The organism is Thermanaerothrix sp., from assembly GCF_056331585.1.
In genome coordinates, this window is the sequence record NZ_JBWGPQ010000047.1 from 1 (window position 1) to 15,709 (window position 15,709).

11 protein-coding genes are annotated in these 15,709 nt (G+C 63.8%); 7 read left to right on the forward strand and 4 right to left on the reverse strand.

Annotated elements, in window-relative coordinates; genetic code table 11:
- Positions 1–176: 176 nt before the first annotated feature.
- Complete coding sequence (locus tag AC01YT_RS12475) at positions 177–2,096, reverse strand: ABC-F family ATP-binding cassette domain-containing protein (RefSeq protein ID WP_315625079.1); 1,920 nt, start codon at positions 2,094–2,096, stop codon at positions 177–179.
- Between the two features lie 99 nt (positions 2,097–2,195).
- Here AC01YT_RS12475 and AC01YT_RS12480 point away from each other — a divergent pair, with 99 nt between their 5' ends.
- Entirely contained in the window at positions 2,196–3,839 is a 1,644-nt protein-coding gene (locus AC01YT_RS12480) for a hypothetical protein (RefSeq protein ID WP_476675899.1), read from the forward strand.
- Here the strand turns inward: AC01YT_RS12480 and AC01YT_RS12485 are convergent.
- The 3 genes from AC01YT_RS12485 to AC01YT_RS12495 form a co-directional block, all read right to left on the reverse strand.
- Positions 3,836–4,837 carry a class I SAM-dependent methyltransferase gene (locus AC01YT_RS12485; RefSeq protein WP_424914409.1) on the reverse strand — a complete coding sequence of 334 codons (1,002 nt, stop codon included), beginning with the start codon at positions 4,835–4,837 and terminating at the stop codon, positions 3,836–3,838. The genes AC01YT_RS12480 and AC01YT_RS12485 overlap by 4 nt on opposite strands.
- A gap of 71 nt (positions 4,838–4,908) precedes the next feature.
- Entirely contained in the window at positions 4,909–6,171 is a 1,263-nt protein-coding gene (locus AC01YT_RS12490; RefSeq protein WP_476675901.1) for a cysteine desulfurase-like protein, read from the reverse strand.
- Positions 6,155–7,543 carry an NAD(P)/FAD-dependent oxidoreductase gene (locus tag AC01YT_RS12495; RefSeq protein WP_315625075.1) on the reverse strand — a complete coding sequence of 463 codons (1,389 nt, stop codon included), beginning with the start codon at positions 7,541–7,543 and terminating at the stop codon, positions 6,155–6,157. The genes AC01YT_RS12490 and AC01YT_RS12495 overlap by 17 nt, the downstream gene beginning before the upstream one ends.
- Positions 7,544–7,783: 240 nt before the next feature.
- On the opposite strand from AC01YT_RS12495, the gene AC01YT_RS12500 reads away from it, so the two are divergent.
- From AC01YT_RS12500 to AC01YT_RS12525, 6 genes are all read left to right on the forward strand, one after another.
- Positions 7,784–8,146 carry a hypothetical protein gene (locus AC01YT_RS12500; RefSeq protein ID WP_476675903.1) on the forward strand — a complete coding sequence of 121 codons (363 nt, stop codon included), beginning with the start codon at positions 7,784–7,786 and terminating at the stop codon, positions 8,144–8,146.
- Positions 8,147–8,229: 83 nt separating this feature from the next.
- Entirely contained in the window at positions 8,230–10,572 is a 2,343-nt protein-coding gene (locus tag AC01YT_RS12505) for an EAL domain-containing protein (protein ID WP_476675905.1), read from the forward strand.
- A 10-nt stretch (positions 10,573–10,582) separates the two neighbouring features.
- Complete coding sequence (locus tag AC01YT_RS12510; RefSeq protein WP_476675907.1) at positions 10,583–11,050, forward strand: calcium-binding protein; 468 nt, start codon at positions 10,583–10,585, stop codon at positions 11,048–11,050.
- A gap of 122 nt (positions 11,051–11,172) precedes the next feature.
- On the forward strand, positions 11,173–15,069 hold the full coding sequence (locus tag AC01YT_RS12515; RefSeq protein WP_476675909.1) for a DNA polymerase III subunit alpha: 3,897 nt from the start codon (positions 11,173–11,175) through the stop codon (positions 15,067–15,069).
- A gap of 189 nt (positions 15,070–15,258) precedes the next feature.
- Positions 15,259–15,429, forward strand: coding sequence for a hypothetical protein (locus tag AC01YT_RS12520; protein WP_476675911.1), 171 nt, complete (start codon positions 15,259–15,261; stop codon positions 15,427–15,429).
- On the forward strand, positions 15,430–15,709 hold a 280-nt coding region (locus tag AC01YT_RS12525; RefSeq protein WP_476675913.1), incomplete at its 3' end, for a transposase.

A 15,709-nucleotide genomic window follows, 5' to 3' on the forward strand; every position in this document is an offset into this window, starting at 1 on the left:
AAAATCAAGCCTCTACGTGCGTCTAGAGGGCTGTTTTAACCCTTTCGCCTCCCCTTGCGTCGCCTGCGCTTCGCAAATCGTCTTTTGCTTAAAAACGGGGGGGGATTTGCGAAAAATTTGCTTCCGCGCGGGATTCCGTCCGCTTGGCAACGAACCTCTTCCTGGAGCAAACCAGGCTACGCAGACGCATTGAACGCCCCGCCGTCGCCCTCTTCGGCCAGTTCGGCCCAACGCTGCCAGCGTTCTTCGAGTTGGCGCTGCAGGCGCTCATACTCGCGCCCCAGTTCGGCCACTTTGAGCGGGTCGCTGGGGGGATGTTCCAACCTCCGCGTCACCCGTGCCAGGTCGGCTTCCAATGCCGCGATCTCAGCCTCCAATGCCTCCAGGGCCTGCCGGGTACGGCGCTGGGCTTTGGTGCTGGCGTTCTCGCGGTGCGGGCGCGAAGACGCAGCGGCCGGTGCAGCCTTGGCGGCGGCAGCAGCGGCTTCTTGGGCTTCACGGTAGGCGCTGTAAGTGCCTGCAAAAACCTGCAAGCGGCGTTCCTCGGGCTGCACATGCCAGATTTGGGTCGCCAGGGTGTCAATCAGATAGCGGTCGTGCGAGACAAGAAGGATGGTGCCCTCGTAAGCGGCCAGAACGGTTTGCAACACTTCCTGAGCAAATACATCCAAGTGGTTCGTCGGTTCGTCGAGAAGCAGGAAATTAGCCCCGGCCAACGCCAGGCAGGCCAGCGCCAGCCGACCGCGTTCTCCGCCGGAGAGGGCGGCGATGGGCTTGAACACGTCATCCCCGCTGAAGAGAAAACGCGCCAGATAATCCCGTGCCTGGGCCGGAAGCCAGGTGGGACAGGCATCCAGAATCGTAGCCAGAGGCGTCTTGTGCGGATCAAGGCCCTCATGGGCCTGGGCGAAGTAGCCAATGTTGAGACCGGCACCGAGGATGACCTCGCCGGCGTAGGGTGGCACCTCGCCCAGTAGGGTTTTGAGAAACGTGGTCTTGCCGGCGCCGTTGGGACCGAGGATGGCCGCGCACTCGCCGCGTTTGAGCAGCAGATCTGGGACGTGAAAGAGCGGCCGTCCCTCATCACGGTAGCCGATGGCTAGCCCCTGCGTGCGCAGGACTAAATCGCCGGAGCGCGCTACCTCGCCAAAATTGAGGCGGATGCGCCGCGGCTCGGGGGGTGGTGGACGGCGCACCTGCTCCAGCAGGCGTTCCAGGCGTTTGCGTCGCCCAAGTGCCTGGCGCGCGTTCTGCCCGGCCAGGTTGCGGCGGATATAGGCGTCTTCTTTTTCGATGCGCGCCAGTTGCGCTTCGTACTCTTCCAACCGGCGCTGATAGCGTTCCCGGCGCTGCTGCCAGTAGGCGGAGTAATTGCCGCGATAGACCTCCAGCCCCTCGGGCGTCAACTCCCAAACGGTGGATACCACATGATCTAAAAAGTAGCGGTCGTGCGAGACCACAACCACGGCGCCGGGCCAATCGCGCAGGGTCTTCTCCAGCCATTCCAGCGCCTGGATATCGAGATGATTGGTGGGTTCGTCCAGGAGCAGCAGGTCGGGGGTTTCCAACAGCAGACGGGCGAGGTAGGCCCGCGTGCGCTGGCCGCCCGAGAGTTGCCCCAGCGGACGCTGCCACTCCGGTTCGGTGAAACCCAAGCCGATCAGGGTCTGGCGCAGGTGGTGTTCATAAGTGTAACCGCCCTGGTGCTCATAGGCCGTTTGCAGTCGGCTGTAAGCAATCAGCGCGGCCTCACCTTGCGCCGGATCACCCATGGCGGCGGCAAGGCGGGCTAACTCCTCTTCCATGGCGATCAGGTGGGCGAACGCCTGGCGGCAGAACGCCCAGACGTTGAGGCTCGGGTCGGGCACGGGGACTTCCTGGGGCAGGTAACCCAGGCGCAGGCCCTTGGCGCGCTGTACCTCGCCCCGGGTTGGTTCTTCCAGGCCGGCTAGGATGCGCAAGAGCGTGGTCTTGCCCACGCCGTTGGCACCGACCAGCCCAATGCGCCCATCGCGCGGGATGCTGAGGGTCACGGCGATGAAGACATCCTGCGCGCCGAAGGATTTGGCAAGGTCAGTGGCAGTGATTAAGGACATAGGAATAACGCCTTTGTGGGGAAAAGTATAACATGCTTGAGGCGAGCCTACGGTTATAATGAGGAAGATAACCTTCTTGAGACGTCAGGGCGCATCGGCATGACCTTACCCCTCGTTTGGTTTCAGCGGCCTAAGGTGCACGTTGGCATCTTGCTCTTGCTCAGCCTGCTCCTCCTCTTGCCCCGCCTGCTGCAGCCCGATTTCGGCTTGCTCGACGATGGGCGCACCCTGAGCGTTACGCGCCAAATCCTGCAGGGGGATTGGCAAGTCGAGTTTGACCGCGAGGCTGGACGTTTTCGACCCGTCTATTGGGCTTACAACACCTTGCTCTACCGGCTGGCGGGCACAAACCCGCGTGGGTGGTTCCTGGGCAACCTCGCCTTGCTGTGCGCTGCCACCCTGCTTCTTTACCGCTGGGTGAGCCTCCGTTCCGACCAACCCCTGGTGGGGTTGGGGGCGGGGCTGCTCTTCCTCTTCTCCGGGCCGGTGGTGGAGAGTTTTTACACCCTCTCCAAAAGCGAACCGCTACAGGTGGTGTTGATCCTGGGCGCGCTTAACCTGCTCTACACCGTGCCGGCGCGTGGGGCGCAGTGGTGGAGCTGGCGCACGGTGGTTGCCGCCCTGTTGCTGTTCTTGGCCGCTGGGGTCAAAGAGACCACACTGGTGATGCTCCCGATTGGGCTGGGGTGGGCCGGGCTGGCCTGGAGCTTGCGCCGTACTGCCCCGGCGCGCACGGAGGTGCGGTCGGCGCTGGCACTGGGGGTGATCAGCCTGCTGGCGGGCGGGCTGTTTTACATCTTGCGCCGCCAAGTCATCCCCACGGCACTGACCGCCGGCACCTATACCGATGCCTATGCATTAAGCGCCGCGGCGATCAAGGCTTCGCTTATCCGCTGGGTCGGTTGGCTGCTGCGCGATGATCTCTACCTGCTACCGTTGGGACTCTGGCTGCTCTACCGTTGGCTCTGTCAGCGCACATGGACGTTCGGGCTGCTGGCTCTGGAAGCCCTGCTCTGGATGGCGGGGTGGATGGCAATCTTCCTGCCCTGGGTGTACATGGTGGAGTACTACATGCTGCCGTTCAGCGTGGGCGCGGCAATGTTCGGGGCGGTCGGTTTTTACGAGGCCATTCAAGCCCGGCGCGATGGCCGCGGGCGCACCTGGGCGGCGCTGGGGTTGGGGCTGGGCTTAGCCCTTTTTCTGACCACCCTGCCCACGAACCTCACCAATGCCCGCTTGCAAATGGTGGTGGATCGTGCCAACCGCCAGGCCCTGGCGTACGTTGCGGCACATTTGCCTCACAACGCCACGCTGCTGGTTAACATTCAGGATCCGAATGAGTATTACGAGCAAATCGGGCTGCACCTGCGAGTGCAGTATGATCGTGCCGACCTCAACCTGCAGGTCTTTCGCCCCGGTGCGACCTGCACGGCGCCCTGTTACGTGCTCAGCCCGTTCATCACCCACCAACCTCGCCTGAGCGTGCGCCTGGGGGTGTATGAGCCGACCCAGGCACAATGGAACGCGAGCCTGGACGCATTTCTGGCGGCACAGGGAGAGACAACGGGCCGCACTCAGGTCAGGTTTGAACAGCATTTGCGCCTCTTCAACCTCAACTGGCCGCGGGCGCTCTGCGCCGCCCTGCCGCACCTGAACTATTGCACCCAACCGGAGCCATTTCTCGATCGGCGCAGGTTGGCCTATGGGTGGTGGCTTTATGGCATCCAAGAGATGGGTAACTAAGTTTCCCGTCGCACGCGCAACACGGCGATTTTGGTGGGGTGGTTGAAGGGCGCAGGATCAGCCGGTGGCGCGCTCACCTGCGTCTCGGGGTAGCCGGTGACATCCTCCGGCACAGGGATAAGCGCCTCCAGGCGCAGGTAGGTTTCCTCAGCCAGTGATTGGAGCATCTCCAGATAGGCCTGCCCGCTGAGGAAGAGGGCGTTGTTGACCGCTACCAGGTAGCCTTCATGAGCGACCAGGGGGCGCACCTTGTTGATCAGGCGGTGATAGGCATTCTGCAGATCCACCCGCCCGCTGCGCTCCTCCGCAAAGAAGGGGGGATCGAGGATCACGCCATCGAAGCACACACCCTGCCGTCGCCAGGCCGCCGTCTGGCGGTAGAAATCGGCGACCACAAAATCATGCGGGGCGACCGGCCAACCGTTGAGGCGGTAGGTTTGCCGGGCCATGGCCAGGAACCGGGCGCTGCGGTCGGTCTGCACCACCTGCCGAGCACCCCCGGCCAACGCGGCAGCACCCAGGCTGCCGGTGTAAGCAAAGGTATTCAACACGGTCTTGTCGCGGAGGTTTTCCTTCAGCCAGGCGCGCAGGTGGCGGGTATCGAGGTAAAAACTGGCATCCTGATTCAGGCGCAGGTCGAGGGCGTACCACACGCCGTGCTCGCGGATGCGCGTAGCCGGCTGATCGCCCCAGGTCAGCACGCCGCGGCGCCGGGCGGGATCAGTAGCGAAGCGCGTTTTGAGCACCACCGCGGTCACCCAGGGGAAGCGCGCCAACAGCCATGCTTGCACCTCGGGGATGAGGGCATCTAAGGTAGAGGGCGGTTCGGCGTAGTTGAACAGCACCAGCGTGCGGGCATAGAGGTCAATCACCAGGTCGGGAAAGCCCTCGTAAAACCCGGCGAAGAGGCGGTAGGCCCCGCTGTGCTCGGCATCCAGGTGGGGTTCGCGGCAGGCTACCGCGCGCTCTAAAGCCGACCAGGGGAAGGAGAGCGCCATCAGAGGAAGGATACGCAGATTCAGCCGGCGCGGTTTGTCGCCGTTACCCGCGCCGGCCGGCGGGTTGCGGCTCAGGCCTGGCGCACCAGGCGCGCTAGCGCGTCACCCAGGCGTTGCACCTCGTCCGGCGTGTTGTAATGCACCGGGCCAACTCGCACCAGCCCGCCCTTGCCCTCCAGCCCCAAGCGTTCGGTCACCGCCAGGGCATAGAAGTTGCCGTCCCAGACGTAGATGCCGGCCTGATCCAGCGCCGTTGCCACGGCCTGTGGCAGCCACCCAGCCAGGGTGAAACTGACCGTTGGCACGCGTTCGGCCAGGCGGGCCCGATCGCGCAGCCCGTAAACAGTGACCCCCGGGATGGCTTCCAGCACGTCCAGCAAGGCACGGCTGAGGTTGGCCTCGTAGGCCTGGATCGCCAGCATGGCCTGCTTGAAGGTGCGCCGTCGTCCACTATAAACCGCCAGCGTCGGCTGATCTACTGCGGCGCCAAAGGTGCGGCCCACCCATTCCAGGTACTCCAGCGCGCCCAGCACACCGGCAATGCCCTCATGGTTTTGGGTGCCGGTCTCGAACTTGCCTGGTGGGTCGTTGGGCGCCGGGCGCACCTTGTAGGCGCTCAGGGCTTGCAAATGGTCGTAGCGCCCGTAGAGCACGCCCACGTGGGGCCCAAAGAACTTATATGCCGAGCAGACCAGAAAATCACATTCCAGCGCCTGCACGTCCATCGGGCCGTGCGCGGCATATTGCACCGCATCCACGTACACCCACGCCCCGACGGCATGCGCCATGCTGACTATTTTTGCCACCGGGTTGATCGTACCCAAGGCGTTGGAGGCATAGCCCACCGCCACCAGGCGCGGCTTTTCTTCCAACGCCCGTGCCAGGTCGTCCAGATCGAGCGTGCCGTCTTCGGGGTGAAAGTCCACCCAGCGCACACGGCAGCCGCGATCCTGCGCCGCCAGCACCCAAGGCGAGATATTGGCATCGTGATCCAGGCGGGTAACCACAATGGTATCGCCGGGCTGCCAGGTGCGGGCGATGGAGCGGCTGAGGTGCAGGGTGAGTGTCGTCATGTTGGCGCCGAAAACAATCTCATCCGGCCGCGCTGCGTTGAGCCAATCGGCGACGGCCTGGTGCGCCATCTCCAATACCGCATCCGACTCGCGGCTGGTGGCAAAGGCGCCGCCGTGGTTGGCGTTGTGCAGAGTGAGGTAGTTGACCATGCGGTCCAGCGCCATCTGGGTGATTTGCGTGCCGCCGGGGTTATCGAAGTAAATCACCGGCCGGCGTAAGGCGGGAAAGTGGGATCGAATCAGGTTAAGGTCTAACGTCATCGCTGTGCCTCCGTGAAGATGAGGATGAAAAAGAGGAGGGTCCGCGTTCGCAAGCCCAATCCTCCAACTGCAGGTAGGTGCGCAAGCCGGCAGCCAGCGCAATGCGCAGTGGCTCCGGTGGCCAGGGCAGGATGCGGCGGTTGACGAAGGGGCACGTCTCCAGCCAGGGGTTAGGGCGCTCCAGGATCAGGTCGGCCAGCAGGCGCGCGTTGAGGTGGCTCATCGAGACACCGTGCCCAATACAGCCCAGGCTGTAAACGGCGCGCCGGTCACCTAAGTAACCCAGGGCCGGGGTGAGGTCGAGGGTGACCGAGAACGGCCCGCCCCAGCGGTGGGTGATGGCTACCCCGTGCAGATGAGGGAAGAGGTACGTCACGTGCGCTTCCAGGTGGCGCCAGGCGGCGTCGCTCTGATCGCCATCCAGGCGGTTCGCCCAGGTCAGCCCCACCGGACCCCCACCCAGCACTAAACGCCGCTCGGGGGTGAGGCGGTAGTAGTGGATCAGGTTGCGTGCGTCCTCGATGCCCTCTAACCCTTGCCAGCCGATGGGCGCCAGTTGCTCCGGGGTGAGCGGCTCGGTGGCGATCATATAGGTGAAGGCGGGGATCTGGTGGCGGCGTAAGGGTGGGAAGAGGTGCGAATAGGCATTGGTGGCGAAGACCAGTTTCTCGCATTCCACCTCCCCCTGCGGGGTGCGCAGGCGGAAGCGGGGGCGGGAGGTGATTTCCAGCACGGGCGAATGTTCGTACACTGCGGCGCCCAGGCGCAGGACGAGGTCGCGCTCGGCGCGCACCAGTTTGGCCGGATGAAGCAAGAGCAGGCGCGGCTCCCACAGCGCGCCCAGGTAGCGCGGCGAAGCCACCCGTTCGCGCACTGCGGCTTGATCCAGCCAGTAAATATCCTCAAAGCCGAGGCGGTTCATGAGCGCCACTTCACTTTGCAGGCGGCGCACGTAGGCCGGGGTGGTTGCCACGCGCAAGAAGCCCGGGCGCAGGCGCTCACAGGCGATGCCCTCGCGCTGGATGAAGGCATCCAGGGTCTCCACGGCTTCCATCATGTAGCGGTGGGCGGCGATAAAGCGCTCACGCCCAAGCAAGGTCGGCATGACCCCAAAACCCAGCCCGACCACGGTCATGGCGAACGAGCCGTTGCGCCCGCTGGCGCCATAGCCGATGGTTTGAGCTTCCAGCACGACCACCTCCAATGCGGGGTCGGCGTGCTTGAGTTCATACGCCGTCATCAGCCCGGTGAAGCCCCCGCCGATGATGGCCACATCGGCGCGCACCCGCCCTTGCAACGAGGGCTGGGGGGTGTAGGGACCGGCGGTATCCAACCACAGCGAACGTGGGAGCGGGGGGAAGATAGAGACCATGGACGGTACCTCAAGGGAAGGTGGAGATATGCTCTATTTTAGTCCAAAAAGGCGCCTATCGTGGTCCTACCCGGGATCATGGGGACGAGGACCCTCATACAGATAGCGGGACGTTTGTCCCTGGTCAGCAACCTTACATTAGCCTTACAATTTCGTGACATGACTTGTGAAGTAAGGTCAAAATTCTTAAAATACGCTGTAATCCCCTCTTTATCCCGATACCGAAAGGAGTTATTCATCATGAGACCCCGGTTGCGTTGGTTGTACCCCTTGTTAATTGCCTTGGTGCTGGCGGCGGTGACCTTCGCTTACGCCGCGGCAAACACGGTGCCGGCCTCCTCGGCGGGCGATGGCAGCAACGCGATCAGCGGTTACACCGTCAGCAACGTGCATTACGTGCTGGATAGTACCAATCCGGCGGTGATCAGCGCGGTGGAGTTCACCCTCAGCGGGAGTAACCCGGCTCAGACCGTCAAAGTTCAATTGACGGCGAGCGGCACGTGGTATACCTGCACCCTCAGCAGCTCCACCTACACCTGCAATGTGGGGGGTGGGGTGAGCGTTTACGACGCCAGCATCCTGCGCGTGGTTGCGGCCCAGTAAGCGCGATTTTTGAGTATACTCAACACAGGGCGCGATGGATGGGCATGACTCGCGCCCTGTTTGGTATCTTATGAGGTGATCACATGCGGTGGTGGTGGCGCGGTACGCGGGCGCGGGTGGCGGCAGCGGTGAGCGCGCTGGTGGCAGCGTGGGCGCTTTTTGCCCCACGCGCCTTCGGCGGGGGCGTGGATTACCTCATCCTTAGCGGCAACAGCATGGCGCCGCGCTTCGTCCGCGGCGACCTGGTGCTGGTGCGCCCGGCGCCGTTTTACTGGGTCGGCGATATCGTCGCCTACCGCCACCCTGAGATCGGGCCGGTGTTTCACCGTATTATCGCCCAGAGCGGTGAGCGCTTCATTCTCCAAGGCGATCACAATACCTGGGTGGATAGTTACCATCCCACCGCTGCCGAGATTTTAGGTAAACTATGGTTACATGTGCCCGGGTTGGGCTGGGTGATCCAGACTCTGCGTACCCCGCCGGCTCTGGCTGCCCTGAGCGGCTTATTGGTCTTTGTGGTCGGAGTGACGCTGATGACCCCTTCTTCTCCCTCATCCTCCCACGTGCGCCTGCGCCGGCACGCTCGTCGTGCCCTTACCGCCCTGAGCGGCAGTGTGGCGGCCCACGCTGAGGCGTACCTAATTGCGCTTTATATCGTGGGCTTCCTGGCGCTGATCCTGGGCGTGTTCGCCTTCACTCGCCCGCCCACGCTCGCAGTGCCCGAGGCGGTGCCCTACACTCAGCGCGGCACCTTTGCCTATACCGCCCCCCTCCGCGCCAGCGGGGTCTATGATGCTGACCATGTGCCCAGCGGTGGGGCCATCTTCCCGCACCTTTCCTGCACGGTGACGGTCTCGTTCGCCTACCGCCTGGAAAGCGCGGCGCCGTTTGAAGGCGGCGGCAGCTACCGCTTGCAAGCCGAGGTGGCTGCGCCGAATGGCTGGAAGCGTGTTTTTCCCCTGCAGCCGGAAGAACGCTTTAGCGGCAATGCCTTCCAAACCCAGGCTAATCTGAACGTGTGCCTGCTTGAAGACCTATTGCGCCAGACCGAGGCCATCACCGGGGTGCAGCCTTACCAGTATACGCTCACCATTAATCCCAACGTGCAGGTGTTGGGCGCACTCACCAACGAACCCCTGCAAGCGGCTTTTACGCCCACGCTGACCTTTACCGTGGAGAAGCAACAGATCTACCTGCGCCGCGAGGGTGGGAGTGAGCAAGACCCCCTGGCGCCGGTCAGTGCCGGGACCCTCACCCGCATGGTGATCATCCCCAACACGTTACCCATCTTCGGGTGGGCGCTCCCGGTGGGACTGGCGCGCGGGATCGCCGCCACCGGGCTGGGGCTGACCCTGCTCGGCCTACTCATGCTCTACGGGGTAGAGGCCTGGACGATGCGTCGGGCGCCGGCACTGGCAGCCCGTTTGCGTGCCGGCGGTCAGGTGGTGGAAATTGACCGTCCGCTGACCCTGACACATCCGGCACGGGTGGTGCAGGTGAAAGCTCACGCCGACCTGCTGCGCCTGGCCGAGAAGACGGCGCAGCCCCTCTTCCTCTACGCCGATACCGCCTACCTGGAATACTACCTGCGCCAGGATGAGACGCTTTACGTTTACCGCGAGGCGCCTTTGCCCACCGTCCCGGTCGAGGAAATTCGGCGCGCACTGGAAGAAGGGCAGTTTGTCCTTTACTACCAGCCCGGCATTGCCCTGGAGGATGGCCGCATCACTCACCTGGAAGCCCTGCTCCGCTGGCATCACCCCACCCGCGGTCTGATCACCGCGGCGGCGTTCTGGCCGCAGATCGAAGCGACCGGGCTGGCGGTTGAGGTGGATCGCTGGGTGCTACATCAGGTGGTGGCACATCTGCGTGCCTGGGATTCCGCGGGCAGCCCACCCTACGCCGTAGCGATTAACCTGGCGCTGGCGACCCTGCAAACCCCCGGCTGGGCAGAGGAAGCCCATCAGCACGTGCTCACCGCCGGCATTTCCCCGGCCCGGCTGATCTTCGAGATCCCGCCCGATGCGCCGCTGAAGGACCCCCAGGTGGCGCAGACCCTGCGCGCCCTGCACGAGGCCGGCTTCGGCATCGCGCTCAACACCGTCAGCGATGTGGACGCGCCAGCCTGGCAAGCTCTGCCGGCGGTGGATGTGGTGAAATTGGGCTACCCGATGCTGCAGCGCCTGGTCCAAACGGCCAACGCCGCCGAGGCACTCGGGCGCTGGATTGCCGCCGCGCACCAGGCGCAAACGCACGTGGCAGCGGTGGGCGTGGAGACGCTCCAGCAGTTGCGCCTCTTCCGCGCCCAGGCGTGTGACCGTGCCCAGGGCTATCTGATCAGCCCACCTCTGGCCGCCGAGGATGTGCCACTCTTCCTGGCCCGCCGCGAGCGACTGCTTGACCCGCTCTGGCTCGAGGGAGCGTGAGGGAGACCCCATGCGCGCGCGATATTGGCTCCTGGTGTTGGTCTTGCTGGTGGCGCTCGGCGTGAGCGCTGCCTCTGCCGCTGCCACGATCGTCCCGGTGACCTGGCTGGGTGCCACCAACCTGCCTATTACCCCCAACGACCTTAAACCCGCCGCGTGCGCCGCGTTGAGCCTGACCAACCTGGTGGTGGGCAGTGGCACGTTCAACGGCAGCAACGGAAACGACTTGATTTTGGGCAGTCCGGGGGCGGATACGATCAATGGCCGCCAGGGCGGGGATTGCATCTTGGGTGGGGGTGGAGATGACAATCTTTCTGGACGCGGGGGCAACGACGTGCTGCTGGGTGGCCCAGGCGACGATATTCTCTACGGCAACCAGGGCAACGATACGCTGATCGGCGGGGAGGGCTACGACATCTGCTACGGTGGGGGTGGAAGCGATAGCTTTGACCCCTCGTGTGAAGAACAGTACCCCTGAGGCATCTCTCTTAAAATCCCCCATTTTTTAAGTCCGCCGGGGGCAAGGCGGCGGGTGTGCCATGCTATAATCCTTAGCGTCCCCCGTGTTCATTCCCTTTTTCGCACCGCTTAGGGGTGAGGATGTCCTTCGTCCATCTGCATGTTCACACCCAATACTCCCTGCTGGACGGCTTCAGCGATATCAAGAAATTGGTCCAGCGGGTTAAAGAATTGGGGATGCCCGCCGTGGCCATCACCGACCACGGCGCAATGTACGGTGTGATTGATTTTTTCAACGCTGCCCAGGCCGTGGGGGTCAAGCCGATCATCGGATTGGAAGCCTACCTGGCCCCGCGGCGCATGCAAGATCGCGATCCCAAGATTGACCGCGCCGCTTACCACCTGCTTCTGCTGGCGGAGAACGAGACCGGCTACCGTAACCTGTTGCGCATTGCCTCAGCCGCCCAACTGGAAGGGTTTTACCAATACCCGCGCATTGACCGCGAGTTCCTGGCCGCGCATGCCGAGGGGCTGATCGCCACCTCGGGCTGTCTGGCGGCGGAAGTGCCCCAAACCCTGCTCAAACTGGGGCCAGAAGCCGCCCAACGCGTCCTGGACTGGTATTTTGAGGTCTTCGGGCGCGACCGCTTCTTCATCGAATTGCAGCATCACAATATCGAGGAATTGCACACCGTCAACCGTGCTTTGCTCGAACTGCGCCAGCGCTACCAGGCACACCTGATCGCCACCAACGATGTGCACTACGTTAACCCCGAGGATTGGCGCTTGCAGGATATCCTGCTGGCGATTCAAACCGGGGCGCTGCTCAGCGACCCCAACCGCTTCCGCATGACCGATCCCACCTATTACCTGCGCCCGGCGGAGGAGATGGCGGCGCTGTTCCACGACGTGCCCGAAGCCCTGCACAATACGCTCTGGATCGCCGAGCGCGTGAATGTTGACCTTTCGCCCCAGGGCTATCACCTGCCAGTCTTTGAGGTACCCGCGGGCTACGATACCCAGACCTACCTGCGCAACCTGTGCGAAGAAGGCTTGCAGCGGCGCTACGGCCCGCGCGCCCACGATCCGGCCGTGCGCGAGCGCCTGGAATACGAACTCAACGTCATCCACGAGATGGGCTTCGATGCCTACTTCCTTATTGTGTGGGACCTGTGCCGCTATGCCCGCAGCCAGGGCATCTGGTACAACGCGCGCGGCTCTGCCGCCGGCTCGATGGTGGCTTACGTGTTGGATATCACCAACGTCGAGCCGCTGGAACACGGCCTGATTTTTGAGCGCTTCCTCAACCCCGGGCGCATCTCTATGCCCGATATTGACCTGGATTTTCAGGATGACCGCCGCAACGAGATGCTGGCCTACTGCGCCCGCCGCTACGGGGACGACCGCGTGGCCCAGATCATCACCTTCGGCACCTTGGGCGCCCGCGCTGCCATCCGCGACGTGGGCCGGGTGATGGACATCCCGCTCAGCGAGGTGGATCGGGTTAGCAAACTGATCCCCAACATCCCCGGCAAGCCGGTTTCGATCCCCGAGGCGCTGGAGCAATCCCCCGAACTCAAGGCGCTTTACAACGAGACGCCTTATCTCAAAGAACTGATTGACACCGCGGCGAAGATGGAAGGCTCCATCCGTAACGCCGGCACCCACGCAGCGGGGGTGATCATCACCGACCGCCCGGCGATTGAGTACGTGCCCCTGCACCGTCCCACCGGTGGGGATGAGGATAACCCCATCAAGACGGTCACCCAATTTGAAATGTCGGTGCTCGAATCGCTAGGGCTGCTCAAGGTGGACTTCCTCGGGCTGGCCACGCTGACCATCATGCAGCGTGCCTGCCGCCTGATCGAACAGCGCCATGGAGTGCACTTGGATTTGAGCAACATCCCCACTGATGACCCTGCCACCTACGAGTTCCTGAGCGAGGGGCACACGGCGGGCGTCTTCCAGTTAGAAGGCGCGGGGATGACGCGCTACCTGATGCAGATGCGCCCCAAGACGCTGGCCAACGTGATCGCCATGGTGGCGCTATATCGTCCCGGCCCGCTCGAGTTTATCCCCGCGTATATCCGCCGTATGCACGGTGAAGAGCCGGTGACCTACCGCCACCCGGCGATGCAGCCGATCTTCGAAGAGACCTACGGCATCCCGATTTATCAGGAACAGATCATGCGCGCGGCGGTGGAACTGGCGGGGTATTCGCTTTCGGAAGCGGATGATTTGCGCAAGGCCATCGCCAAGAAGCAGAAGGATAAATTGGAGAAGCACCGGGATAAGTTTGTCACGGGCGCGGTTGCGCGCGGCATGGATGAAGCCACCGCCCAGGCGATCTTTGCCGATTGGGAAGAGTTCGCCCGCTACGGCTTCAACAAAGCCCATGCCGCGGATTACGGCATCATCGCCGTGCAGACGGCTTATCTCAAAGCCCATTACCCGGTCGAATATATGACCGCCCTGCTCTCAGCCTCGATGAACGACAGCGACAAGGTGGCTTTCTACATCGCCGACTGCCGTAGCATGGGTATTGAGGTTCTGCCGCCGGATGTCAATGCCAGCGAGTATGATTTCACCATCGAGGACCGCCCCGATGGCCAAGCCGCCATCCGCTTTGGGCTGGGGGCGGTGAAGAACGTGGGGCAAGGCCCAGTGGCGCTGATCCTGGCCGGGCGGCGCGCGGGCGGCCCGTTCCGCGATCTGAACGACTTCGCCCGCCGCGTGGATCTGCACCAGGTGGGGCGGCGCGCCCTGGAGTGCCTGGTGCGGGTGGGGGCGCTCGACAGCCTTGGCCCGCGCAAGGCAATCTTAGAAGTGCTCGACCGCCTGATCGCGCTCAGCTACAGCCACTTCCGCGCCCTGGCCAGCGGGCAACTCTCATTCTTCGGTACGGTGGAGGGAGTGGAAGAGCCGGTAACCCTGCCCCCCGCGAACAACATCAACCCGCGCGACTATCTGGAGTGGGAGCGTGAACTGCTTGGCCTGTACGTCTCGGCTCATCCCCTGACCCCCTACCTGGACCGCCTGCGCCGCGAGGTGACTCACTTCTCGGCCGACCTGCCCAACGGTGCCCACCGTCAGCGGGTGCGCGTGGCTGGTCTGATCACCCAGTGGCGCACCACCCAGACCAAGGCGGGCAAGATGATGGGGTTTGTGACTCTGGAAGACCTGCAGGGGACGATGGAACTGGTGCTGTTCCCCAAGGCGTGGGAGCAGTACCGCGGTCTGGTGGCGCGCGATCAGGTGGTGCTGGTGAACGGCACGCTTGATCTGAGCAAGGACGAACCCACCGTGCTGGTTGAAACCATGGCGGTGCTGACGCCCGAGGCTGCGGCGAGCCCGGCTGTGACCTACGAGCCGGGCCAAATGCCCCCGCCGCCACGCCACGCTGATCTACCTGAGGAAGACCATCTTGCGCCTGCGGAGATCCAGGCGGCGCGCGCGGAGTTCACCCTCCCGCCCCCGCCGCCCGAGCCGGACGATTGGCATCTGCTCCCGCCGGAGGGCAGTGGCGGAGAGGACGAGTCGCTGTTTGCGGATGACTTTCTGCCCAAAGCGCTGCTGGACGTGCGTGCAGGCCAGGGGATAGATGAGAGCGTGGAGGACTTATACCTCGCGCCTGCGAACAGGGACGCAGCGGTCGCCGCTGCTCCGAGCGGGCAGGGTGCGCCGGCGCCTTTTGAGCCACCCCCACCGCCGTGGATGGGCGAGGTGGACTACATCCTGCCCCCGGCGCCGCGCGCTGCCGACGGCACGGCGATCCCGCTGGAACTGCGCATGCTCACGCTGGTCTTCCGTTCTAGCGGGAATAAGGTGCGCGATGTGCGTCGCATCAAGCATGCCTATTTCTTACTGCGTTCTTCGCCCGGGCAAGATCGCTTTGCGTTTTGGATCTTCGAGGGCGGCGCGCGCTACCTGCTGGAGTTCCCCAACGAGACCACCGGCATCACCCCGGAACTGCTCCAGAGCCTGGCGCGCCTGATCGGCCAGCACAACCTTTTCATCGAGACGATCCGGGTGCAGTGAGAGTGTGCGCTTTGCGGCCGCGGCAGCGGGCGGGAGCATCTGTCCGCCCTGGGGTACTGGGCAAAAACGGACCACCCGGACGTGCGGGTGCTGGCCCAATTTGGCGCGGCAGTTCGCCCACCCCTAACCTGTTTACCTATCCTGCTGCAGTAGCACCTGGCGGCGCCGCGTAACTAGGGCAGCCAGGTGATGGACGTGATCCTGGTCGCGCGCAATCGCTTGCGCTACGCCAAGCCCCTGGTGCGCCTCAGTCCGAAGCGGGTGCTGAAGGTGTTGGAGGAGGAGCACCAGCACCTGGACGCCGCCATTTCCACCGTCCTGGAAGCGGCTTTTCCCGGGAGGACGGCGCTCCTCACCTAGGTGCCCGGGGCGGGGAAGGCGACCGCCGCAACCCCGCTGGCAGACCTGCCCGAACGGGGGCATTTGAACGGGAAGCCAATCGCGGTCCTGATCGGCGTAGCGCCCTACAACTGCGATAGCGGCACGCAGGAAGGTTGCCGCCATATCTACGGCGGACGGCGGGAGGTGCAGCAGGTGTTGTCCATGGTCACGCTGGTGGTGGTGCAGTTCAACCCACGGCTGCGATGGTTTTACCAGCGCCCGGAGGGGAATGGGAAACCGAAGAAGGTGGCACTGGTGG

Coding starts and splice junctions, on each gene's coding strand:
- AC01YT_RS12475 (WP_315625079.1), bottom strand. CDS start 2,096: ATGTCCTTAATCACTGCCACTGACCTTGCCAAATCCTTCGGCGCGCAG.
- AC01YT_RS12480 (WP_476675899.1), top strand. CDS start 2,196: ATGACCTTACCCCTCGTTTGGTTTCAGCGGCCTAAGGTGCACGTTGGC.
- AC01YT_RS12485 (WP_424914409.1), bottom strand. CDS start 4,837: ATGGCGCTCTCCTTCCCCTGGTCGGCTTTAGAGCGCGCGGTAGCCTGC.
- AC01YT_RS12490 (WP_476675901.1), bottom strand. CDS start 6,171: ATGACGTTAGACCTTAACCTGATTCGATCCCACTTTCCCGCCTTACGC.
- AC01YT_RS12495 (WP_315625075.1), bottom strand. CDS start 7,543: ATGGTCTCTATCTTCCCCCCGCTCCCACGTTCGCTGTGGTTGGATACC.
- AC01YT_RS12500 (WP_476675903.1), top strand. CDS start 7,784: ATGAGACCCCGGTTGCGTTGGTTGTACCCCTTGTTAATTGCCTTGGTG.
- AC01YT_RS12505 (WP_476675905.1), top strand. CDS start 8,230: ATGCGGTGGTGGTGGCGCGGTACGCGGGCGCGGGTGGCGGCAGCGGTG.
- AC01YT_RS12510 (WP_476675907.1), top strand. CDS start 10,583: ATGCGCGCGCGATATTGGCTCCTGGTGTTGGTCTTGCTGGTGGCGCTC.
- AC01YT_RS12515 (WP_476675909.1), top strand. CDS start 11,173: ATGTCCTTCGTCCATCTGCATGTTCACACCCAATACTCCCTGCTGGAC.
- AC01YT_RS12520 (WP_476675911.1), top strand. CDS start 15,259: ATGGACGTGATCCTGGTCGCGCGCAATCGCTTGCGCTACGCCAAGCCC.